Genomic DNA, 21,743 nt, shown 5'->3' with positions numbered 1-21,743 from the left:
ATGAAAATTAAGAGAGCATTATTAAGCGTTTCTGATAAAACAGGTATTGTGGAACTGGCTAAATTCCTCCACAAAAACGGCGTAGAAATCATCTCCACCGGTGGCACTATGAAAGCTATTCGCGAAGCAGGCGTGCCTGTAACCTATGTTAGCGATGTAACCGGTTTCCCGGAAATCATGGATGGCCGCGTAAAGACTTTGAATCCCAAGATTCATGGTGCTATTTTGGCTGTACGTTCCAATCCTGAGCACATGAAGGCTTTGGCGGAGCATGACATTACTCCCATTGATTTGGTAGTAGTAAACCTGTATCCATTTAAAGAAACTATTTCCAAACCCGGCGTAACCGAAGCTGAGGCTATTGAAAACATCGATATCGGCGGTCCCGCAATGGTACGTGCCTCCGCTAAAAACTTCAAAGATGTTGTTATCGTTACTTATCCCAGTCGTTATGCAGGCTTGATGGCTATGCTGGAAAAAGATGGCGATATCGACGCTCGTACCCGTAAGGAATTGGCTTATGAAGCCTTCACCCACACTGCTGAATATGACGCTATGATTAGCGATTATTTAAAAAAACAATTGGCTGAATAAGCGAGGTTATCATTATGAGAATTTTACTGATTGGCGGCGGCGGACGCGAACATGCTTTGGCATGGAAGCTGGCACAAAGCTCTAAGGTAGAGGTTATCTTTGCGGCACCGGGCAACCCCGGTATGGCAATGCTGCCTAAATGCCAATGCATCGGTCTGAATGTGGACGATTTGGAAGGCGTAGCTGATTATGCCGAAGAGCAAAGCATCGACCTGACTGTTGTAGGTCCTGAAGCTCCTTTGGTTGCAGGTTTGGCAGATGTGTTCAAACGTCGCGGCCTGCCCGTATTTGGTCCTTCCAAAGCTGCAGCGCAGTTGGAGGGCTCCAAAGCCTTCTCCAAAGAGCTGATGGCAAAATATAATATTCCTACGGCATTCTTCAAGATTTGCGAGGATATTGAAACTGCCAAAGCTTATGTAGAAGAAAAAGGTGCTCCCATTGTTGTTAAAGCTGACGGCCTTGCTGCAGGCAAAGGCGTAGTTGTTGCTATGACCAAGCAGGAAGCACTGGATGCTATTGATGATATGATGGGCGACCATAAATTTGGCGCTGCCGGTGCCCGCGTAGTTTTGGAAGAATTCATGGAAGGCGAAGAAGCATCTCTCTTGGCTTTCACCGATGGCAAAACTGTTGTGCCCATGATTGCCGCCCAAGACCATAAGCGTGTCTTTGATGGCGACGAAGGTCCCAACACAGGTGGTATGGGTACTTATGCTCCTGCTCCCGTAATGACTGACGTACTGCGCTTGAAGGCTACGGAAATTATTTTGAAACCTGTAGTAGCAGCTATGGCTGCGGAAGGTATGCCTTACCAAGGCTGCCTCTATGCAGGCTTGATGATTAAAGGCGACAGCATTAAAGTTGTAGAATTCAATTGCCGCTTTGGCGACCCGGAAACCCAGGTCGTACTGCCGCTTTTAGATGGCGATTTGGCGGAAATTATGTTGGCTTGTGCAACCGGCACTTTGGATAAAGTAGATGTTTTCTGGCATGATAAAGCTGCTGTATGCGTAGTAATGGCTAGCGGCGGTTATCCCGAAAGCTACGAAAAAGGCAAGGAAATTACCGGTCTGGCAGTTGCGGAAGAAGATAAAGACGTTGTTGTCTTTCACGCAGGCACCAAAGCCGATGGAGAGAAAGTAGTTACCAGCGGTGGCCGCGTGTTGGGCGTAACCGCAGTGGACAGCTCCATTAAAGCTGCTCGCGACCGTGCTTATGCAGCCGTAGAAAAAATCAACTTCGATAAAGCTTTTTACAGAAAAGATATTGCATGGAGAGCCTTAAAGAGGTAAAATAGATAAAATCCATAAAACAGTTACGTAGTTTACAAAAATTTTGAAAGCAAAGGATGATGAAAGAATGGCTTTTTATTATGATGAACCTGCTCATACTTTTAGTGAGTACCTGTTAGTTCCCGGTTATTCCTCTGAAAAATGCATTCCCACCAATGTTGACCTGCGCACTCCGCTGGTTAAATTCAAAAAAGGTGAAGAACCTGCTATTACCATGAACATCCCTATGGTATCCGCAATCATGCAGGCTGTTTCCGGTGAAAAACTGGCTATTGCCCTGTCTAAAGAAGGCGGCGTATCCTTTATCTACGGTTCTCAATCCGTTGAAGACGAAGCAGCTATGGTTGCTCGTGTTAAAGCGCATCGCGCAGGCTTTGTAAGCAGCGATTCCAACATCCGTCCGGACAGCACCCTGGCTGATATCCTGGCTTTGAAAGAACGCACCGGTCACTCCACTGTTGCAGTTACCAGCGATGGCACTGTAAACGGCAAACTGGAAGGTATCGTTACCAGCCGTGACTACCGTCCCAGCCGCATGGACCGCGCTACTAAAGTTCGCGATTTCATGACTCCTATTGAGCAAATGATCGTTGCTCCCAAAGAAACCACTCTGCAACAAGCTAACGACATCATTTGGGAAAAGAAACTGAACACTCTGCCCATCGTTGATGAAGAAGGCCGTCTGCTGTACATGGTGTTCCGTAAAGACTATGCAACTCATAAGGAATATCCTTTGGAACTCTTGGACAGCAAAAAACGCCACATCGTAGGCGCAGGCATTAACACCCGCGACTATGCAGAACGCGTTCCTGCTCTGATTGATGCAGGCGTAGATGTACTGTGCATTGACTCCTCCGAAGGTTACAGCGCATGGCAAAAAATTACTCTGGATTGGATCCGCGAACACTATGGCGACAGCGTAAAGGTTGGCGCAGGCAACGTAGTTGACGCTGAAGGCTTCCGTTTCTTGGCAGATGCTGGTGCAGACTTCATTAAAGTTGGTATCGGCGGCGGTTCTATCTGCATTACCCGTGAACAAAAAGGTATCGGCCGCGGCCAAGCAACTGCTCTGATTGAAGTTTGCAAAGCTCGTGACGAATACTATAAAGAAACCGGCGTATACATTCCCGTATGCTCCGACGGTGGTATCGTATATGACTACCATATGACTTTAGCTCTGGCTATGGGTGCGGACTTCATGATGCTGGGCCGTTACTTCGCTCGTTTCGACGAAAGCCCTTCCAACAAAGTTAACATTAATGGTACCTACATGAAAGAGTATTGGGGCGAAGGCTCTGCACGTGCTCGTAACTGGCAACGTTACGACATGGGCGGCGCAGCTAAGCTGTCCTTCGAAGAAGGCGTTGACTCCTATGTTCCTTATGCAGGCAGCCTGAAGGATAACGTAAACCTGACTCTTGCTAAGATTCGTTCCACCATGTGCAACTGCGGTGCACTGACCATTCCTGAACTGCAAGCTAAAGCTAAACTGACTTTGGTTTCTGCAACCTCCTTGGTTGAAGGCGGTGCGCATGACGTATTGCTGAAAGAAAATTCCAACAGCAACTATCCTAAATAATTAAACAGTGACTCTATTAACTGCCGAGGGCGTAACTGCTCCCGGCAGTTTTTGTGTTGATTGTGTGAAATCGTCAGAAATTAGCACTCAACGCTTGACAGTGCTAACAGAAAGTGGTATAACATAATCAACAAAAGAAAAGAGCTACTGAAACAAGTAAGCAACTCGATTCCGAGTTAAAAATCAAATCAATACTTGCAGCATCAACATGAAAATGCAGACTACAAGCGAAATAATTGGAGGAATGACCTATGATGATGCCTAGTGTATTTGGTGAAAGCTTATTTGATGATTTTATGGATTTCCCGTTTGAAAAAGAATTCTTTAGCCGTCGCAATCCGTTGTATGGCAAACGTGCACAGAATGTGATGAAGACCGATATCAAGGAAACTGATGCAGGCTATGAAATGGATATTGATTTGCCGGGCTTCAAGAAAGAAGACGTCAGCGCCAAACTTGAAAAAGGTTATCTGACTATTACCGCTGCTAAAGGTCTCGACAAGGATGAAAAGAACGATAAAGGTGTTTACATCCGTAGAGAGCGTTACACAGGTGAATGTGCAAGAACCTTCTTTGTCGGTGAAGACGTTAAACAGGAAGACATTAAGGCTAAATTTGAAGATGGTATCCTGAAGGTTTCCATTCCGAAAGTAGAGCCCAAGAAAGTTGAAGAAAAGAAGTACATTGCCATTGAAGGCTGATGCACTTCAATACTAATAAAGTCAAACACATCCATCCTTTCCTAACAAGAGCTGCCGAGAGCGTAACTGCTCCCGGCAGTTTTTGTGTGCCTTGAAAAATGTTTGCGGTGAAGAATTGCGAATTTTGGCAGGAACTTTTCCTAGCTTTATGGAATTAGAACATGATGATTATGTGCGTAAAGGAGGGAAAGAAATGCTGTTAGGAATAGATGTGGGCGGAACTTTTACGGATGCAGTGCTTTTGGAGGATGCCAAGGTGGTGGCTCAGGCAAAGGTTCCCACAATCCATGAAGATGTGCTGCTATGCCTTTTGGGCGCTTTGGATGCAGTTTTAGTAAGGCAGGAGCCTGCGCGCATAGAGCGTGTAGTTATCTCCAGTACCATCGTTACCAATGCTTTGACAGAACAAAAATTAGATCCTGTTTTTTTGGCAGTGATTACGGGTCCCGGCATGAACATTAAAGGACACGTGCCGGTAACTCCCTATTATTTGAGTGGCTGTGTTGATCATCGCGGTAAAATTACAGCGCGGATTGATTGGACGAAACATCGTGATCTCTTGAATGCCAAGGGCAGAGGGAACTGCGCTGTCAGCTGCAAGTTTTCCGTGCGTGAACCTCAGCTGGAGTTTATGGCAGAACATGAATTGAAAAAATGCGGCTACAAGAAGGTTTTCTTGGGCAGCAGTCTTAGCGGCGAATTGAACTTTATCCGCAGGACGAACTCTGCTTATTTTGCGGCCCAGGTGTACGACCTTTTTGCCCGCTTCAGCCATAGTATTAAGTATGCTTTGGCGCAACGGGGCATTACTGCGCCTGTGCACATTCTCAAAGCGGACGGAGGCACGCTACCGTTGGATGTAGCCTTGGAGCAACCTGTGGAAGCAGTGTTCACCGGGCCTGCAGCTTCTGTTTTGGGTATTGAAGCTTTGGCGACTCCCCATGTGAACAGTATTTCCTTAGACGTGGGCGGAACGACCACGGATATTGCTTTTTGGGAAAACGGTCTGCCCTTAATGGCGAAGCGTGGTGCGGTAATTAACGGTTATCCTACAGCTGTGCGTTCCTTCCACATGCGCAGTATCGGCATTGGCGGTGACAGCAGGATTCATAAGACTGCTACAGGCTACCAGGTTGGTCCTGAACGTGAAGGTCCTGCGGCGGCAGTGGGCGGATGGCGTCCTACGCTTTCGGATGCATTGATTGCTGCAGGTTACGTTAAGTTTGGCGACCCGGGGCTGTCTCTCGGTGCAATTGCTACCTTAGGCGGCGATCCTAGGGTAGAGGCGCGGAAGATAATTGCTGCAGCTACAGGAGCTATTAAAGCGGCTATTGAAGAAATGTTGGCAGAATGGGCGAAACAGCCTGTTTATACAGTTGATGATGTGATTAAAGGCACGGAGTTTGTGCCTGAGCAGTTAATCGGCGTAGGCGGCGGTGCTCCCGGCCTGATTAAAGCTTTAGGCGAGGATATGGGGTTACCTGTGGACATTCCTTTGGGGGCTATGGTAGCCAACGCTGTAGGTGCGGCAGTGGCGCGTCCAACTTTGAGCGCCGGCCTGCGTGCGGACACTACGGATGGCTTTTACATTATTCCGGAGAGCGGACGGCGGGAGCGCCTGCCCAAAGGCTTTAACAAAAAGATGGCAGAAGAAATTTTGGGCGCATGGTTAGAGGAACAAACAGCAGCTTGGCATTTGCCTAACCAAACGACGGAGCTTATTAGCTATGAGCATTTTCACACTGTTCATGGCTACTACGATACAGGCGATATTTACAGTCTGCGGATGCAGCTGGCACCGGGCATTCTCCACAAGGTACAGGGTAGGGAGGTGGATTTCTAATGGCAAAGGATACTTTGGGTTTAGTGTTTTTCCCTGCTTTCGATTGGATGATCAGTCCCGGGCATCCTGAACGCCAAGAGCGGCTCTTGTATACCCGTGACCAATTGGAGGAAGAAGGCTTATTCGACTGTGAAGAAATTCGTGAATATCGTCCCCGTCTGGCAGAAATCAACGACTTACAGCGCGCTCATGTAGGCGTGCCCAGTGTGGCACGTTTGATTACCCCTGCCCATCTGACTTCGGCGGGAGGGTGTTTGGTGGCAGCTGATGCTGTTATGCAGGGGGAAGTGCAGCGTGCTTTTGCCTTGGTGCGTCCGCCCGGACACCATGCTATGCGCGTAGTTCACGGAATTCGTGGTTTTTGTACTGTTAATATTGAAGCAATAATGGTAGAATATTTAAGGAGCCGTTATAACATTCGCAGGATTGCCGTTGTAGATACGGACGTCCATCACGGCGACGGTTCTCAGGATGTGTTCTACCACGATCCCGATACATTGTATATTTCCTTCCATCAGGATGGGCGCACTCTCTACCCGGGGACTGGCTTTCCGGAGGAAGCAGGCAGTCCTGCTGCTTGGGGCACTAATATTAATCTGCCCCTTTTGCCGGGGACGGGGGATGAAGGCCTGCATCGTTTGTACGATGGGCTGATTACCCATATTTTGGAAGATTTCCAACCGGAGCTGATTATTAACAGCGCCGGGCAGGACAACCATTTTAGCGATCCTTTGGCTTCCATGCAGATTACGGCGCAGGGCTATGCTAAATTAGCAGACAAACTGCAGGCTGATATTGCTGTGCTGGAAGGCGGTTATTCTATTGAAAGCGCTCTGCCCTACGTGAATACAGGTATCATTCTAGCGATGGCAGGCATGGACTACAGCAAGGTAGTGGAGCCTGACACCAGCCTTTTGCGTAGGCAGGATCCGCGTTGCAAAAAGCGTGTGGATCAGCTTATTGAGCAGGTGGGGGATCTTTATTTCCACCGCCAGGAAATGCAGCAGCACCTTTTGGCTAAGTGCGGTAATACTTGGCAGCGGCGCAAACATATCTATTATGATGAAGAGGGTATCCGTGAGGAGCAGTTGGAAACACTGCGCTATTGCGATTACCATGCCTGCGGTGGCTATTTTACCATTGGGACAGCAGCGGAAGGTACGCGTTTCGGCGACCAAAGCGCTTTTATCGTCTGCCTGCGGCGGGGATTGTGTCCTCATTGCCGTTCCAAGGCTTATGACGAAGCCCTGCGGGAGAAGAAGACCGGAAAATGGCAGTATGTATTAGTGCAGGATATTGCCACGGGTAATGTGGAGACACTTTAGAAAGAATATTTGAAACGAGGTTTAGAAAATAATGCTCAAGGAATTGATTGTAGCTACCTATAATGCGGGCAAGGTAGAGGAGTTTAAAACTCTGATGAAGGATCTGCCCATTGAAATTAAATATTTGGCAGATTTTGAGGCAGTGGAAGAGCCTGCGGAAACAGGCCGTACTTTTGCCGCTAACGCTCGTTTGAAGGCGCAGTATTACGCTAAAAAGCTAGGCAAGCCCTGCATTGCTGATGACTCCGGTTTGGAAGTACAGGCTTTGGATGGCGCTCCCGGCGTGCGCAGTGCCCGTTATGCAGGCGAAAAGGCGACCGATGAAGATAATAACAACTTGCTGCTCCACAATATGAAGTTCCAAGTAAAGCGTACTTGCCGCTTCCGCTGCGCTTTATGCGTGGCACAGCCTGACGGCAAAGTGCTCAACGAGGTTGATGGTATTTGCGAGGGTATGCTGCTCCACGCTCCTTTGGGCGATCAAGGCTTTGGCTATGACCCTCTTTTTTGGTCCACCGAACTGCACAAAGGCATGGGCGAGGCTTCTATGCAGGAGAAAAATAAAATTAGCCACCGTGGCAAAGCGATTCGCAAGCTGGTGGCTATTTGGACGAAGAAAAAATGAAGATAGGCATTACTGGCGACACTCATGGCAGTCTGCAAGCCATTCGTAAAATAGTCAGCACCACGCCACCGGTGGAGCTGTGGCTGCATACAGGCGACCATGCGGCGGATGCCAACCTGCTTCATAACCTGACGGGGATTAAGACTGTGCGGGTACGTGGCAACTGCGATTGGCAGGAGCAGGATGCTTTGGTGGACGAATATTTGGTGCTGGAAAACTTCAAGGTGTGGCTGACTCATGGGCACAAGTACATTCAATGGAATACTCAAGCGGATTTAGGGTATTGGGCTAAGGAGCTTGATCAAGATATTGTTATTTTTGGGCATACCCATATTCCTATGTGCGAGTATTATGGCGATGCTTTGCTCATTAACCCGGGCAGTCCTGCCCGACCCCGCGGAGGCAGCAAGCCTTCCTTCGCAGTGCTGACGCTGCAAAAGGGGGAGGCACCACAAGTGGAGTTTTTCGAGTTATAAAAATATGACGAGGTAATGGTTTGATATCGTAATATCATATTCCTGTCTCACTCGCGATTTTGACGCTTACTTCGTGCAGTATCACGACGAAGATTCGCGGCCGATCTTGTTCGCAGAACAAGTTTGTGTACGGTTCGCTTCACTTCGGTGATACTAGGCACTCGTAAGCTAAAATCGCTAATGGTTCGACTAGGAATATGATACTATAGATATGTGTCATTACCTCGTCTTTTTATTTGCCTGTAATTTCAATTACAACTATTTCCGGTCGTGCTTCCGTGCGGACGGGCGGTCCCCAAAAGCCGTAGCCTGCGCTGGTGATGGCGTTAAAGCCGTCTAAATCCATGCGCCCATAGTCTAAGGCGTACATGCGCTTGGTAATTTGGCGGTTGGGGAAGAGCTGCCCCGTGTGGGTGTGGCCGGAAAGGTAAAGGTCGTAGCCTGCAGCTTGGGCTGTTGCCATTTTGCGCGGCTGATGGTCTAAAAGTATGCTGTAGTAGTCTTCGTTGTTCACGGCAAGCTGCTGTAGAGCAATGGTGTCGCGACTGCGGCTGTAATCGTTAAGGCCTACGACTTTTACTTGGTTGGCAATGGTTACTGCTTTGTCACGCAGTACGGTGATGCCTGCGTCCGTGGCCATTTCCTGCCACAGTTTGGGGTTATCAATATACTCGTGATTGCCGTAGGCTAGGTACACGCCTTGGGGAGCACGCAGTGCTTTGAAGGCGCTCAGAGAGTCTTCAGCCTGCACGTAGGCAATTTTTTCGTCTACAAGGTCGCCTGCAATAAGAACAAAGTCAGGGTTAAGGGCGTTGACTTTAACTACAAGTCCTTCTGCATAGCTGCGCCCCAAAATGCGCCCCAAGTGTACGTCAGTCAAAAGCACTGCTTGGTAATGGGTATTGGCAGGCAGTTTGTTGGTAACGATTTTTTCCGTGCGGATTACAGGGTGGAAGGCGCGCCAGGAGCCCCAAGCTACAGCGCAGCAGGCGCAGGCTAGGGCGATGACGGCCAGCGTTTTGGGCAGCTGCAGGTTGCACAGTTTGGCAGCAAGATAGGCTAACAGGTGGAGCAATGCCAAAAGCAGGGTGTAGTAGCTAAAGGCTAGCCACAGTCCTTCTGCCCAAGCGGAAATTTTCATTAGCCAATGAGGGAGGGCAGGGGAAACAGCTCTACTTAAAATGGCGTTAAGTGTTAAAACAAGATAGGCTACGCTAAAAGCGGTGGTTTTGCCAAAGGGCAGTTGGTAGCGGTAGTAGAAGAAGCCTAGCAAGCTTAACAGCAAATCCACCGTACCAATAAGAAGGATAATCCGCATTATTTGGCGGGGATTGCGCCTACGCCTTCCAAAATAATGGAGGGACGGTAGGAGAATTCTTTAATATTTTCCAAGGTGCTGACACCGCTCAGCACTAAGCATGTCATCAAGCCGCTTTCCGTGCCTGCTACGATATCCGTATCCATACGGTCGCCGACCATGGCTGCATCTTCAGAATGGACATCCAGCATACGCAGACCTGTACGCATCATCAGGGGATTGGGCTTGCCCACATAATAGGCTTGGCGTCCTGTAGCCAGCTCGATGGGGGCTACCAGTGCGCGGCAGGCAGGAATAATGCCGTCTTCGGAAGGACCGGTCATATCCGGATTGGTGCCTACTAGACGAGCGCCCTTGTTAATTAATTGGCAGGCTTTGATGATCATATTGTAGTTATAGGTATTGGTTTCGCCGACAACGACGTAATCGGGATTAACATCGTTCATGGTAATGCCCACATCGTACAAAGCATTGACCAGTCCGGGAGCACCGATAACGTAGGCGCTGCAACCGGGGGCTTGGGAGTGGATGAACTTGGCAGTTGCCAAAGAGCTGGTGTAGAAATGGCTTTCGTCCACATCTAAGCCCATACGTCCCAGCTTCTGCTGCAGCTCCTTGGGACTGCGTTCGCTGGAGTTGGTCAGAAAGAGAAAACGCTTATCGTTGGCGTAAAGCCAGTCGATGAATTCTTTTACACCGGGGAGCAGACGGTTGCCATGGTAGATAACACCGTCCATATCACAAATAAAGCCTTGTTTGCTACGTAAAGTTTCTAAAAGTTGTTCTTGCATATTCATGTTTATCATCCTTTGTTGTACACATAATCATTATTTTTCTATACAATCCTATTATGAAAGAAAACTGTTGATTTTGCAAGATGGGAGCAGCCTGCGGAGGTTAGATAGCCGTTAAAAATTTGTAAACTTTTCTTACACGTTTCCTAGAAAAATTGTGTTTTTTTAGAGAACTATGGTCAATACTGTTGACATAGCAAAAAGAGAGTGATAAAATAAGAAATTTTTGACAACTTTCGTCACGGGTGGTACAATGTACACATAGGTTTAATTTTTACAAAGTCATATTTGAGCTGTAGGAGGGTGGAAAATGTTTGCTGCAGGCGACAAAGTAGTGTACCCGCTCCATGGCGGGGCTATTGTCAAAGAGGTTGAACGGCGCGAGCAAGGTGGCGCACAGGTGGATTACTATATTCTACAAATGCTATTCGAGAGCATGACTGTGGCCTTGCCTGTTACTAGCGCTGAAAAGCTTGGCCTGCGTCCTATTGGCAACGAAGGCTCCCTTGCTATCATCAAGGGTGTGCTGGGAGAAATTCCTGATGTGCAGGCGGTGAAAAGCATTTCTTGGAACCGTCGTTTTCAGCTCTATATGGATAAAATCAAAAGCGGCAGTGTGGTAGAAGTGGCGCGCATCTTCAAAATCTTGACCATTTTGGAGAAGAACAAGAAGATTTCCGTAGGCGAAAGGCGCTTGCTCCACAATACCAAGCAGATCCTACAAAGCGAGATTATGCTGATCCGCAATGTGGATGCTGTGACAGCAGCAGCTTGGTTGGATGAATGCTGTGGCTGAAAAAATATTTTGGCTGAGGTGTTGACATTTTGTCGCAAAAAAAGTAAAATAGTCACTAACAATTACAAACCGTCCCCTAAAGACTGCGAAGGGAAGAAGATATAGTGAAAGGCTCAAGAGAGCTGCCGTTAGGTGCAAGGCAGTGCCGGAAGCTGTATGGATACTGGTCCCTGAGTTGCCTTCCTGATATGTAGGGAAGGACGTACGGCTACGTTACAGGCAAAGGCCTTGTTGGAGGCTAAAGGGCTGCGCAGCAGCTGAAAAAGGGTGGTACCGCGTGGAATATTCCCCGCCCCTGGTGTTTATGCCGGGGGCGGATTTTTATTTACAAAAATTGGAGGAATTGAAAATGCAACAAGAGAAAAAATATGTACCGTTTAACCGTGTATCCCTGCCCGACCGCCAATGGCCGGACAAGATTATTGATAAAGCACCTGTATGGTGCAGCGTTGACCTGCGCGACGGCAACCAAGCGCTGGTTACTCCCATGGGTATTGAAGAAAAGCTGAAATTCTTCCACACCTTGGTTGATGTTGGTTTCAAGGAAATCGAAGTAGGCTTCCCTTCTGCCAGCGAAACCGAATATGAAATCCTGCGCACTTTGATTGAAGGCAACCATATTCCTGACGATGTAACTGTGCAGGTACTGGTGCAAGCCCGCGAGGAACTGATTCGCAAAACTTTTGAAGCAGTACGCGGTGCGAAAAATGTTATTATCCATTTCTACAACTCTACTTCCACCCTGCAACGTAAAGTTGTATTTGGCAAAGATATGCAAGGCATCACCGATATTGCCGTGCAGGGCGCACGCCTGATCAAGCAATTGACTGAAGAAGAAATTGCCCGCAGCGGTATGAACATCCGCTATGAATATTCTCCGGAAAGCTTTACCGGTACGGAAATTGATTTTGCAATCTCCATCTGCGAAGCAGTTATGGAAGAAATGGGCGCTACTAAAGAGAATCCCATTATCCTCAACCTGCCTTCTACCGTAGAAATGTGCACTGCTAACACCTATGCGGATCAAATCGAATATTTCTGCCGCAACATGAAGAACCGTGATGCTGCTATCATTTCCATCCATCCCCACAATGACCGCGGTACCGGCGTTGCTTCCGCAGAACTGGCATTAATGGCTGGCGCAGACCGTATTGAAGGTACCCTCTTTGGTAACGGCGAACGTACCGGCAACCTGGACATCGTAACTGTGGCTCTTAACATGTTCACCCAAGGCGTAGATCCGCAACTGGACTTCTCCAACATCTTGGCTATTAAAAAAGTTTACGAAGAATGCACCCGTATGCATGTGCCTGAACGTCAACCCTATGCAGGCGAGCTTGCCTTTACTGCTTTCAGCGGCAGCCATCAAGACGCTATCCGCAAAGGCTACGAATATATGAAGAACAGCGGTACTGCTTTCTGGGAGGTTCCTTATCTGCCCATCAATCCTGCCGACCTGCACCGCGAATACGAACCTGTTATCCGCATCAACAGCCAATCCGGTAAAGGCGGCGCTGCTTTCGTACTGCAGCAGACCGTGGGCTACAACCTGCCCAAAGAAATGCATCCGGAGTTTGGCAATATCGTCAAAGCTGCAGCCGATGCTTACGGCGACGAGCTGACCAGCAAGCAGATTGTAGAATTGTTCAAACACGAATACATTGACCTGACCGGTAAATATTCCTTGCTTCGTCATCGTTTCACCGAGCTTAACGAAGCAGATGGCAGCGTCCACAGCCGTTTTGAAGGCTCCATTACTATTGACGGTGTAGAAAAATATATTACCGGCGTGGGCAATGGCCCGATTGACTCCTTCTTCCAAGCTTTGGAAGGCGTGGGCATTACAGGCTACAAATTCGTCAACTACCATGAACATGCTGTTTCCAGCGGTTCCGATGCTCAAGGTATCTGCTACATCGAGCTGAAGAAGACCAATGGCGACCATATCTTCGGCGCAGGCATCCACTCCAACATCAACGTGGCTGCATTGAAGGGTATCATTTGCGCAATTAATCGCGCCGAGAAATAAATGCTGGAAATAAATGCTGTAGCAGGAATTGTTTTAGTTTATAGAGAATAACATAGAGAAATATAATGCGAGGCTAGGATATATGGATATCCCAGCCTCGTTGTAACTACCGAAAGGAGCTACTCATGAACCAATTTGTAAAACAATATCTTGCAGACCATTATGATGATTACGTTAAGGACTTAGAGACCTTGACTAATATTGATTCCGGCAATGGCGACCGCGAAGGCACCGAAGCTGCCAATAAATTCGTTGCTTCTAAGATGGAGGCTTTAGGCGCTACTACGGAGTTCCGCTATAACGACCGCGCCTGCCACTTGATTAGCCGCCTGCAGGGCAAAGGCAAGTATACCATTCTACTGGTAGCCCATGTGGACACTGTTTTCAAAAAAGGTGAGGCTGCCCGCCGCCCCTTCCGTGTGGACGAGAACAACTATGCTTGGGGTCCCGGCGTAGGCGATGACAAGGCAACTGTAGTAGAGGTTATCTACGGCTTGCAAGCGTTAGCGGCAGCAGGCTTTGATAATTTCAAAGAAATCATTTACTATACTAATGGCGAAGAGGAAGGCGGTTCCAAGACTGCGGAAGGTATTGTAGCGGAACTGAGCCAACAGTCTGATTTTGCTATCATCATGGACGTTGCCCGTCCTAATTGGGGCATTGTTACTCAACGCAAGGGCAATGCCAAATACCGTATCGATGTGAAAGGTATCGGCGGCCATCACGGCAATGCTTCCCAAGAATGTGCCAACGCCATTCACCAACTGGCGTACACCATTACAGAGCTGCATAAATTGGCAAGCCCCATGCCCGGCAATCCTGCTGACTTTACGGCAGAGGCTCTTAAAGCACGCGGCATTGTGGATGCAGGTCAATTCATTCCTCAAAACACCGTTAATGTGGGCGTGATTGGTTCTAGCAATGACAAAATCAGTGTTATCCCCGGCGATGCTTTCTGCGAAGTAAATATTCGTTGCTTCACTATTGAAGAACAACAACGTCTTGATGCTGCGGTGAAAGCTTTGGCAGACAAAATCGTCATCCCCGGCACTACTGTGACCGTTACCGGCGGCATTGTTACCGGTCCCATGCAGAAGACTGCTCAAGCCCAAAAGATGGTGGACGTATATAAGCGTATCGTTAAGGAAGAATTTGGCGGCGAAGTAAGCGAATGGGTAGCAGGCGGTTTGACCGACGGCAACCGTACTGCCAAATTTGTACCTACTTTGGACGCTTTGGGCGTAGAAAACTACGACGAGCATACGGACCACGAATCCGTAGATTTGAATACTGCTGTACCGCGTACTGCAGCCTTTGCTTTAACACTGGCAGAACTGGCAGAAGTGTTCTAAAATAACACAAGCAGAAGTCGAAGCCTTAAAACTTCGACTTCTTTTTTTATTTGTTCCGTGATATAATAAACGAGTTAGAATATTTTTTAGAGGTGTTACCATGGCAAAGAAAACCAATAAATATGCGGGCTACGACCCTAATAGCGGCGCGTACGATCCTACGGGCATCAGCCAATACTTAGGTTTAGGGCGACCCATTGATTTTGACAATAAGATTACTAAATCTGCTATGTTCTTTACGTTGATGGTAGTGATTGCAGTTACCTTGTGGCGTATGAACGGCGGTGTGGAACCGGGACCTGCAGTGGTGGACGCATTGGAAGCAGGTTTGAGCTTCCTGCTCTGCTACATGATTGCTTTGGAACTTGACCCTGACCGTCAGCTTGGCGGCCTTATCGGCGGTGGCTTGACTTTAATCGGCTACGAATTTTTAGGTGCAGGCAATGCTTTGGCGCTTTTGTGGATGCTGTTCACCCTGCGTATGCTTAACCGTTCTTCCGGTGACCGCCATCGTATTGGCGACAATATCATCATTATTGCTTCTGCTGTTTGGTTGGGCAAGGAAGGCTTCTGGGTATATCCTATTCTGACCGCAGGTGCCTACATTGTGGAAAGCCAGATCCAAGGCGGTTATTTCCGCAGCCTGTATTTGGCAGGCATTTCTTTGGCAGGTCTGATTGTTGCTGAATTCAGCAAGCAGGCTAATGTTTTGGATATTATCTACATCGGTCTTTTGTGCGCTCTCTTGATTTTGTATCTGCCCATGCTGCGTATTACGGAATATATCCAAGCAAAAGGCGATAAGAACGGCAAGCGCCTTTACAGCAAGCGTCTGATGGCTATGGGCTGTTTCTACCTGATGGGTTTATTCGGTGCAGTTTTCCTGCACGGCAGTGCAGCAGGCCAGCAGTTGCTGCCTGCGATTATGGCAGGTATCGGTTGCGGTATCTTCCTATTGTATTCTTTAGTTCGTCACCAAGTTTCTTTTAAGAAATACTAATATTTTAGGAGGTTTTTTGCCATGAGCGAAAACAGAAAAATTAAATTTACCACCAACAAAGGTGTCTTTGTTGCAGAAATGTTTGAGGATAAAGCTCCTCTGACCACTAAAAACTTTATCGAACTGACTGAGAAAGGCTTCTATAATGGCGTAATTTTCCATCGCGTTATTGAAGACTTTATGATTCAAGGCGGTGACCCCACCGGTACCGGTATGGGTGGCCCCGGTTACAAAATTAAAGACGAATTCGGCCCCGGCCTGAAGCATGATGACGAAGGCATTCTGTCCATGGCTAATGCAGGCCCCAACACCGGTGGCAGCCAATTCTTTATTACTTTGGCTCCTACCCCTTGGCTCAACGGCCATCATGCTATCTTCGGCAAAATCGTTGAAGGTATGGATGTTGTACGTCTGATCGGCGTTGTTCCTACTGACTTCCGTGATCGTCCCCGTGAAGCTGTAGTTATGGAAAAGGTAGAGGTTGTAAAATAATGTCTGCTTTTGTATATATGCTGCGCTGCAAGGATGGCAGCCTATATACCGGTTGGACTAATGATTTACAGCATCGCCTAGCTGCCCACAACGCGGGCAAGGGCGCCAAGTATACCCGCGGCCGCGGACCTGTGACCATGGTCTACGCGGAAGCGCTGCCTGATAAGGAAAGCGCCTTGAAGCGGGAGTGCGCGGTGAAGAAGCTCACCCGCAGGGAAAAGCTTGCCCTGTGCGCTGGCTGGGACGAAGAAAAATTCAATAGCAAACTAACAGAAGAACCATCTGCAGAATAGCAGGTGGTTCTTTTTTTACTTCCATTTTACAGAATAGTGTTTCGGATTTAACATTTTGTAGATAAAATTAAAGCATCCCAAACGAAACTAATCGAGTATGTGAATGGAGGATTACAAGAAATGAAATTGAAAAAAGTTTTGGCTGCTGCCATGATTTCCATGCTGGCTGTTGGCGCATTGACCGGTTGCGGCGGCGATAAGAAAAAAGCTGATTCCGGTAAAAAAGTACAAATCGAATATTGGCACGTTGCTGCTGAAAGCTTTGGCGGCGGCACTGTAAAGGAATTGGTTGCTGATTTCAACAGCAAGCATCCTAATATTGAAGTAGTTGCTAAATATAATCCCGATATGTACAAGGGCTTGACACAAAACCTGCAGGCCGCTATGGCTTCCGGTAAAAATCCGGATGTAGTACAAATGGGTTACTCCTTCCTGAACTACGCAGCAGAAAACTTGAAATACACTGACCTGAACACTGCTTTCAAAGCTGCAGGCGATGAAAACTTTATGAAGGACAATTTCCTGCCCAACGTTTTGAATCTGGCGCAAACTGAAGATGGCAAACAAATCGGTCTGCCCTACTCCGTAAGCGTACCGGTACTGTACTACAACCCGGAAATCTTTGCTAAAGCAGGTCTGGACCCGGAAAATCCTCCTAAAACTTGGAACGAGGTTGCTAAAGCTTCCGCACAAATCAAAGCAAAAACCGGCAACATGGGCTTCTTTATGCAGGAATATGCTGATAACTGGACTCAACAAGCTTTGATCGAATCCAACGGTGGCAAGATGATGGTTAAAGTGAACGGTAAAGTACAGGCCGGTTTCGACAATCCGGAATCCGCAGCTGCCTACCAAGTAATCGCTGATATGGTAAAAGCAGGCAACGGTCTCCATGCTACTAACGAAGAAGGCTTCCAAGCTTATCTGAGCGGTAAGCTGGGCATGGTTTGCACCACCATCGGCAAACGCGCTAACTTTGAAAAAGGCGCTAAATTCCCTGTGAAAGCTGTTCCCTTCCCGGCTTTTGAAGGCAAAGAAGTAAAAATCCCTGCAGGCGGCAACTTCCTCATGGTCTTCTCTAAAGATGCAGAAAAACAAAAAGCTGCTGTAGAATTCATCAAATATCTGGAATCCCCCGAAGCTTTGGCTAAATGGAGCACAGGTACCGGCTATCTGCCTCCTCGCAAAGGTGTAGCTGACGATCCGAAAGGCTTCAAGAAACTGGTTGATGAAAACGCTAACATTAAGATGGCTTTGCAAGAAATGACCAAAGTTACTAAATGGGCTAGCTTCCCCGGTGCTAACGGTCTGCAAGCAGAACAACTGCTGATCGACGCTCGCGACATCATCCTTAGCGGCAAAATGAGCGCTGCTGACGCTCTGCACCAAACCGCAGAAAAGATTAACAAGCTGCTGTAAATCTAAAACTCGTAGCGATATCGCTACTATGGCTGGGAGTTTTCCCAGCCATAATTTTTATATCAAAAAGGAGTACCCCTTATGAGTAAGAACCGTTTGCAGGCTTTTCTCTACCTGCTGCCTGCTGCAGTGCTCTTTATAGTCTTTTACTACTGGCCGCTGCTGCAGAATATGTATCTCAGTCTTTTTGCTTGGAATATGGTCAGCCCTAATATGAAATTTGTGGGCGTGGAAAACTTTATCGCGATTTTCAGTTCTGCGGAGCTGTTAAAAATATTGTTCAACACTGTCTTTTTCGTAGTGATTATGTTGGTGTTGAATTTTGTGCTGCCCTACGCTTATTCTTTCGTCCTAGGGCACGTGGTGAAAAAGTGGACGGGCTTCTATCGTAGCGCTTTGTTCCTGCCTTCCACCCTGTCCTTGGCTGTAGCCAGCATCCTCTTCCTGTGGATTTATAACCCATTGGCAGGTCCCTTGAGCATTATCTTGGGCTGGTTTGGTGCGGAGTCCCCTCGCTGGTTCAAAGAAGATTATCTGGTAATCTTTTCCATCTGCACCATTATCGGTTGGAAGGTTTTTGGCTACAACCTTATCGTTATGTTGGCAGCTATGGTGGCAGTGCCCAAGGAAATGATTGAGGCTGCTAAATTGGAGAATGCTTCCAACTGGGTTATCTTCAAAAAGATTATCCTGCCCATGACTTCCTCCACAGCTATTTATGTGTTTACTATTACGGTGGTCTTTGGTTTGCAGTACGTACTGGTACCGGTAAATATGCTGACCCAGGGTGGTCCTGACCAAGGCAGCTCCAATCTAGTTTATATTATCTACCAATATGCCTTTACTTTCTTCCAAACAGGACGCAGTGCAGCCTACGCGGTTATTACCATGGTTTGCTATCTGGTCTTCCTGTTTGTGAAGAATAAATATTTGGAAAAGAAGGTGTACTATGAAAACTGATCTGCAAAGCTGGCGTGAAGAATGGCAGTGGCATGTGCTGCTGTTAATTGCAGTGTTCTTGATGCTGTGGCCCATTGTCTTTATGCTTTCCACTTCCTTAAAGGATTTGAACCAAGTTTTCGAGTCCACCTTGAACCCTTTGCCCTTTCCACCGACCTTTGACAACTATACCAATGTGTTGGAAAACTTCCCACTCTTTACTTATATTTGGAATACTTTCTACATCGCTATTGTGGTGACCATCAGTAAAGCTGCTACCAGCGTGTTGGCTGCCTTCGGTTTTGTATATTATGATTTTAAATATAAGGAAACTATTTTCAATGGTATGCTGTTGACTTTCTTCATTCCCATTACGGTGCTAGTTATGCCCAACTATCTGTTAATGAGCAAGCTGGGGCTGTTAGATACGCCTTACGGCGTTATGCTGCCTGGATTGGTGGACGGTATGGGCGTATTCCTGATGCGCCAGACCATGCGCGGTATTCCCAAGCCCTTGCTGGAGGCAGCAATTCTTGATGGTGCCAAGCCTTTCCAGATTTTGACAAAAGTAGTAATGCCTTTAATTAAGCCTTCTGTTTTGGCGATTTCCATCCTGTTCTTTATCAACAGCTGGAACGAATATTTTTGGCCTTTGCTGATTTTGCAGGATAATCTGAATTTGACTCTGCCTTTGGCGCTGCAAATGTTCATCAGTGCTGAAGGTGGCAGTGAATGGGGCGTAGCTATGGCAGTGGCAACTTTGACCAGTCTGCCGCCTTTAGTGCTTTACGGCTTCTGCCAAAGATTTATTATTAATACATTTATGCAAGCAGGCGTGAAAGGATAACAAAGATGGAATACAAGGAAAACGAATACAGCATTATATTTTCTAATGTAAAAAAGGCTTATGGCAAAACTGTAGTTATTGAAAATTTAAATTTGGAGATTAAGAAAGGCGAGCGCCTGATCCTCCTGGGACCTAGTGGCTGTGGCAAGACTACCACCCTGCGCATGATTGCAGGTTTTGAAGAAATCACCGGTGGCGAGCTTTTTATGGATGGCAAAGTAGTCAACGACGTGCCTCCGGGAGAACGCAATATTGCTATGGTATTCCAAAGCTACGCTTTGTTTCCTCACATGAGCGTGTGGGAAAATATTACCTTTGGCCTGCAGTTGCAAAAGCTGCCCAAAGAAGAAATTGAACGCCGTACCCGTCAAGCTATGGAAATCCTTCATTTGGAAGGGTACGAAAATAAAAAGACCCATGAGCTTAGCGGTGGTCAAAAGCAGCGTGTAGCTCTTTGCCGTGCTTTGGTTAAGCAGTCACCCTACTTCCTTTTGGACGAGCCGCTTTCCAATCTGGATGCCAAGCTGCGCCAAAAAGCGCGTACGGAGCTGGTTAAGCTCCACGAAATGTTCAAGCCGACCATGGTCTATGTAACCCATGACCAGATTGAGGCGATGACGGTGGCACACCGTATTGCGGTTATGAATCAAGGTATTATTCAACAGGTGGATACTCCTGCAAATATTTATCATCATCCTGCCAATACCTTTGTGGCAGGGTTCATCGGCTCCCCTGCTATGAACATCCTGCCTGCGGAGCTGGTAGGCGGCAAGCTTATTGTAGGCGGTTGTCCGGTAAATGTTCCTGCAGAAAAGCTGGCACTTTTAGGTGAGCGTACGAAAGTGCTCTTTGGCCTGCGCCCCGAGGCTTGCACTCCTGCCTTTGACTGTGCTATGATTACAGGCAAGGTGGATTTTTTGGAGAACACAGGCAATCTGCAGACTGCGTCCCTGCATTTGCAGGACGGTCAAAGCTTTTGTCTGCAGGATAGCAACCAGAGCATTGATTTGCGTACTGTGAAGGGCTTTGACTTTACTTGGGACAAGGTATGTCTGTTCGATGCGGAAACCGGTGTTAATTTAGAGCTGGGGAGGTAGAACCATGCGTTTTGAAGTTAGCGATTTACTTTTTGCAGGCTTCACTAAGGGAGCACTGCAACATTTATTTCCTGATTATGGTATTGAATTCTTTTATGAATTTGGCAAGGATTATTATTGGGACGACCAAGTGGCAAGCTGGGGTAAGCGTTCTTTGTCCATTCATGGACCTTGTGTAGCCATTAATTTGGCTGCACCGAAGCAGAAAAATTATACGAAGGTCTTTACTAAGACTTTTGCTTATGCCCAAAAGATTGGGGCGGACTTTGTAGTGGTCCATACCAACGAAGGTTGGGAAGGGGATAAGGAGCAGGTGCAGGCGCGGGTTGTCCGTCGTTTGCGCCGCCTTATGGCTTTGGCTGATAAATACGGCGTGCAGGTACTGATTGAGAACGTGGGCCTGCGGACGAAGGACAGCGTGCTTTTTGATCTGCCTGAGTATATGTCCTTGTTTGATGTTTTTCCGGAGGCAAAGGCGCTTATTGATACAGGTCATGCTCATGTGAACGGTTGGGATATTCCTGCGGTGGTACAGACTTTGGGCGAGCGTTTGGCGGCCTGCCATATTCACGATAACGATGGCAGTGGAGACGATCATCTGCCTGTAGGGCAAGGGACGATTCCTTGGAAGGATTATTTTGCTGCGATAAAAAAGTATGCGCCTGAGGCGGTGCAGGTGCTGGAGTATTCCCGTGGTTTCGCTACTACTGCGGAATTGGAGCTGCATATGGAGAAGCTGCAGAAGCAGTATAAGTTGTAAATCTGGAAGCGCTAAAAAAGAGGTTGGTATGTGAGGTGACCCCAAAAAGTTAGACTTTTTAAGCGTAGCAGTTTTTATGGCTGCTACGCTATTTTTATGCAGCCAAGGAGAATAGTCTATATTCGACAGGACTCATCCATCCTAGTTTCTCTTTAATCCGTTTTTCATTGTA

The 21,743-nt window shown here is 47.5% G+C and carries 22 protein-coding genes and 1 other annotated feature; of the genes, 19 read left to right on the top strand and 3 right to left on the bottom strand.

Annotated features, from left to right (window positions below):
- From ACJMM4_RS01045 to ACJMM4_RS01010, 8 genes are all read left to right on the top strand, one after another.
- Window positions 1-594, top strand: coding sequence for an IMP cyclohydrolase (locus ACJMM4_RS01045; protein WP_405382619.1), 594 nt, complete (start codon window positions 1-3; stop codon window positions 592-594).
- Window positions 595-608: 14 nt separating this feature from the next.
- Entirely contained in the window at window positions 609-1,886 is a 1,278-nt protein-coding gene (gene purD, locus ACJMM4_RS01040; RefSeq protein WP_405379656.1) for a phosphoribosylamine--glycine ligase, read from the top strand.
- A 67-nt stretch (window positions 1,887-1,953) separates the two neighbouring features.
- The gene (locus ACJMM4_RS01035) at window positions 1,954-3,465 is read left to right on the top strand and encodes an IMP dehydrogenase (protein ID WP_405382617.1); all 1,512 of its coding nucleotides are present in this window, start codon (window positions 1,954-1,956) and stop codon (window positions 3,463-3,465) included.
- 251 nt (window positions 3,466-3,716) lie between these two features.
- On the top strand, window positions 3,717-4,166 hold the full coding sequence (locus ACJMM4_RS01030) for an Hsp20/alpha crystallin family protein (RefSeq protein WP_405379658.1): 450 nt from the start codon (window positions 3,717-3,719) through the stop codon (window positions 4,164-4,166).
- A gap of 193 nt (window positions 4,167-4,359) precedes the next feature.
- Window positions 4,360-6,009 (top strand): hydantoinase/oxoprolinase family protein, encoded by a 1,650-nt coding sequence (locus ACJMM4_RS01025; RefSeq protein WP_405382615.1) that lies wholly within the window; start codon window positions 4,360-4,362, stop codon window positions 6,007-6,009.
- Entirely contained in the window at window positions 6,009-7,334 is a 1,326-nt protein-coding gene (locus ACJMM4_RS01020) for a histone deacetylase (protein WP_405382613.1), read from the top strand. Before ACJMM4_RS01025 ends, ACJMM4_RS01020 begins: the two co-directional genes overlap by 1 nt.
- Window positions 7,335-7,365: 31 nt before the next feature.
- Window positions 7,366-7,959, top strand: coding sequence for an XTP/dITP diphosphatase (locus ACJMM4_RS01015; RefSeq protein ID WP_405382611.1), 594 nt, complete (start codon window positions 7,366-7,368; stop codon window positions 7,957-7,959).
- Window positions 7,956-8,435: a metallophosphoesterase family protein gene (locus tag ACJMM4_RS01010; RefSeq protein ID WP_405379662.1), complete on the top strand. Its 480-nt coding sequence runs from the start codon at window positions 7,956-7,958 to the stop codon at window positions 8,433-8,435. Before ACJMM4_RS01015 ends, ACJMM4_RS01010 begins: the two co-directional genes overlap by 4 nt.
- Window positions 8,436-8,667: 232 nt before the next feature.
- Here the strand turns inward: ACJMM4_RS01010 and ACJMM4_RS01005 are convergent, their stop codons facing one another.
- Both ACJMM4_RS01005 and ACJMM4_RS01000 read right to left on the bottom strand, forming a co-directional pair.
- Window positions 8,668-9,753, bottom strand: coding sequence for a metallophosphoesterase (locus ACJMM4_RS01005; RefSeq protein WP_405379663.1), 1,086 nt, complete (start codon window positions 9,751-9,753; stop codon window positions 8,668-8,670).
- Window positions 9,753-10,544, bottom strand: a complete 792-nt coding sequence (locus ACJMM4_RS01000; protein WP_405379682.1) for an HAD-IIA family hydrolase — start codon at window positions 10,542-10,544, stop codon at window positions 9,753-9,755. Before ACJMM4_RS01000 ends, ACJMM4_RS01005 begins: the two co-directional genes overlap by 1 nt.
- 313 nt (window positions 10,545-10,857) lie before the next feature.
- Between ACJMM4_RS01000 and ACJMM4_RS00995 the strand changes: the two genes are divergently transcribed.
- From ACJMM4_RS00995 to ACJMM4_RS00945, 11 genes are all read left to right on the top strand, one after another.
- Window positions 10,858-11,343 carry a CarD family transcriptional regulator gene (locus ACJMM4_RS00995; RefSeq protein WP_405379664.1) on the top strand — a complete coding sequence of 162 codons (486 nt, stop codon included), beginning with the start codon at window positions 10,858-10,860 and terminating at the stop codon, window positions 11,341-11,343.
- 76 nt (window positions 11,344-11,419) lie between these two features.
- Window positions 11,420-11,643: a binding site (T-box leader), on the top strand.
- Window positions 11,644-11,692: 49 nt separating this feature from the next.
- Window positions 11,693-13,372, top strand: a complete 1,680-nt coding sequence (gene leuA, locus ACJMM4_RS00990) for a 2-isopropylmalate synthase (protein WP_405379665.1) — start codon at window positions 11,693-11,695, stop codon at window positions 13,370-13,372.
- Between the two features lie 125 nt (window positions 13,373-13,497).
- Window positions 13,498-14,724 carry a M20/M25/M40 family metallo-hydrolase gene (locus ACJMM4_RS00985; protein WP_405379666.1) on the top strand — a complete coding sequence of 409 codons (1,227 nt, stop codon included), beginning with the start codon at window positions 13,498-13,500 and terminating at the stop codon, window positions 14,722-14,724.
- Window positions 14,725-14,824: 100 nt separating this feature from the next.
- Entirely contained in the window at window positions 14,825-15,724 is a 900-nt protein-coding gene (locus tag ACJMM4_RS00980) for a hypothetical protein (protein ID WP_405379667.1), read from the top strand.
- A 21-nt stretch (window positions 15,725-15,745) separates the two neighbouring features.
- Window positions 15,746-16,216: a peptidylprolyl isomerase gene (locus ACJMM4_RS00975; RefSeq protein WP_405379668.1), complete on the top strand. Its 471-nt coding sequence runs from the start codon at window positions 15,746-15,748 to the stop codon at window positions 16,214-16,216.
- Complete coding sequence (locus ACJMM4_RS00970) at window positions 16,216-16,509, top strand: GIY-YIG nuclease family protein (RefSeq protein WP_405379669.1); 294 nt, start codon at window positions 16,216-16,218, stop codon at window positions 16,507-16,509. The genes ACJMM4_RS00975 and ACJMM4_RS00970 overlap by 1 nt, the downstream gene beginning before the upstream one ends.
- A 120-nt stretch (window positions 16,510-16,629) precedes the next feature.
- Window positions 16,630-17,928 (top strand): ABC transporter substrate-binding protein, encoded by a 1,299-nt coding sequence (locus ACJMM4_RS00965; protein ID WP_405379670.1) that lies wholly within the window; start codon window positions 16,630-16,632, stop codon window positions 17,926-17,928.
- Between the two features lie 81 nt (window positions 17,929-18,009).
- Window positions 18,010-18,888 (top strand): carbohydrate ABC transporter permease, encoded by an 879-nt coding sequence (locus ACJMM4_RS00960; RefSeq protein ID WP_405379671.1) that lies wholly within the window; start codon window positions 18,010-18,012, stop codon window positions 18,886-18,888.
- Complete coding sequence (locus tag ACJMM4_RS00955; protein WP_405379672.1) at window positions 18,878-19,714, top strand: carbohydrate ABC transporter permease; 837 nt, start codon at window positions 18,878-18,880, stop codon at window positions 19,712-19,714. The genes ACJMM4_RS00960 and ACJMM4_RS00955 overlap by 11 nt, the downstream gene beginning before the upstream one ends.
- A gap of 5 nt (window positions 19,715-19,719) precedes the next feature.
- Entirely contained in the window at window positions 19,720-20,811 is a 1,092-nt protein-coding gene (locus tag ACJMM4_RS00950; RefSeq protein ID WP_405379673.1) for an ABC transporter ATP-binding protein, read from the top strand.
- Between the two features lie 4 nt (window positions 20,812-20,815).
- The gene (locus ACJMM4_RS00945) at window positions 20,816-21,571 is read left to right on the top strand and encodes a sugar phosphate isomerase/epimerase family protein (protein WP_405379674.1); all 756 of its coding nucleotides are present in this window, start codon (window positions 20,816-20,818) and stop codon (window positions 21,569-21,571) included.
- Window positions 21,572-21,665: 94 nt separating this feature from the next.
- Here the strand turns inward: ACJMM4_RS00945 and ACJMM4_RS00940 are convergent.
- On the bottom strand, window positions 21,666-21,743 hold a 78-nt coding region (locus ACJMM4_RS00940), incomplete at its 5' end, for an IS3 family transposase (RefSeq protein ID WP_405382629.1).

It is taken from the genome of Phascolarctobacterium sp. (assembly GCF_045124115.1).
In the GTDB taxonomy this organism is placed as follows: domain Bacteria; phylum Bacillota; class Negativicutes; order Acidaminococcales; family Acidaminococcaceae; genus Phascolarctobacterium_A.
This window is presented reverse-complemented; position numbering and strand designations above follow the sequence as displayed.

Excerpts from the sequence above, each read along its gene's own strand:
- ACJMM4_RS01045 (WP_405382619.1), top strand. The coding sequence starts at position 1 with ATGAAAATTAAGAGAGCATTATTAAGCGTTTCTGATAAAACAGGTATT.
- purD (WP_405379656.1), top strand. The coding sequence starts at position 609 with ATGAGAATTTTACTGATTGGCGGCGGCGGACGCGAACATGCTTTGGCA.
- ACJMM4_RS01035 (WP_405382617.1), top strand. The coding sequence starts at position 1,954 with ATGGCTTTTTATTATGATGAACCTGCTCATACTTTTAGTGAGTACCTG.
- ACJMM4_RS01030 (WP_405379658.1), top strand. The coding sequence starts at position 3,717 with ATGATGATGCCTAGTGTATTTGGTGAAAGCTTATTTGATGATTTTATG.
- ACJMM4_RS01025 (WP_405382615.1), top strand. The coding sequence starts at position 4,360 with ATGCTGTTAGGAATAGATGTGGGCGGAACTTTTACGGATGCAGTGCTT.
- ACJMM4_RS01020 (WP_405382613.1), top strand. The coding sequence starts at position 6,009 with ATGGCAAAGGATACTTTGGGTTTAGTGTTTTTCCCTGCTTTCGATTGG.
- ACJMM4_RS01015 (WP_405382611.1), top strand. The coding sequence starts at position 7,366 with ATGCTCAAGGAATTGATTGTAGCTACCTATAATGCGGGCAAGGTAGAG.
- ACJMM4_RS01010 (WP_405379662.1), top strand. The coding sequence starts at position 7,956 with ATGAAGATAGGCATTACTGGCGACACTCATGGCAGTCTGCAAGCCATT.
- ACJMM4_RS01005 (WP_405379663.1), bottom strand. The coding sequence starts at position 9,753 with ATGCGGATTATCCTTCTTATTGGTACGGTGGATTTGCTGTTAAGCTTG.
- ACJMM4_RS01000 (WP_405379682.1), bottom strand. The coding sequence starts at position 10,544 with ATGCAAGAACAACTTTTAGAAACTTTACGTAGCAAACAAGGCTTTATT.
- ACJMM4_RS00995 (WP_405379664.1), top strand. The coding sequence starts at position 10,858 with ATGTTTGCTGCAGGCGACAAAGTAGTGTACCCGCTCCATGGCGGGGCT.
- leuA (WP_405379665.1), top strand. The coding sequence starts at position 11,693 with ATGCAACAAGAGAAAAAATATGTACCGTTTAACCGTGTATCCCTGCCC.
- ACJMM4_RS00985 (WP_405379666.1), top strand. The coding sequence starts at position 13,498 with ATGAACCAATTTGTAAAACAATATCTTGCAGACCATTATGATGATTAC.
- ACJMM4_RS00980 (WP_405379667.1), top strand. The coding sequence starts at position 14,825 with ATGGCAAAGAAAACCAATAAATATGCGGGCTACGACCCTAATAGCGGC.
- ACJMM4_RS00975 (WP_405379668.1), top strand. The coding sequence starts at position 15,746 with ATGAGCGAAAACAGAAAAATTAAATTTACCACCAACAAAGGTGTCTTT.
- ACJMM4_RS00970 (WP_405379669.1), top strand. The coding sequence starts at position 16,216 with ATGTCTGCTTTTGTATATATGCTGCGCTGCAAGGATGGCAGCCTATAT.
- ACJMM4_RS00965 (WP_405379670.1), top strand. The coding sequence starts at position 16,630 with ATGAAATTGAAAAAAGTTTTGGCTGCTGCCATGATTTCCATGCTGGCT.
- ACJMM4_RS00960 (WP_405379671.1), top strand. The coding sequence starts at position 18,010 with ATGAGTAAGAACCGTTTGCAGGCTTTTCTCTACCTGCTGCCTGCTGCA.
- ACJMM4_RS00955 (WP_405379672.1), top strand. The coding sequence starts at position 18,878 with ATGAAAACTGATCTGCAAAGCTGGCGTGAAGAATGGCAGTGGCATGTG.
- ACJMM4_RS00950 (WP_405379673.1), top strand. The coding sequence starts at position 19,720 with ATGGAATACAAGGAAAACGAATACAGCATTATATTTTCTAATGTAAAA.
- ACJMM4_RS00945 (WP_405379674.1), top strand. The coding sequence starts at position 20,816 with ATGCGTTTTGAAGTTAGCGATTTACTTTTTGCAGGCTTCACTAAGGGA.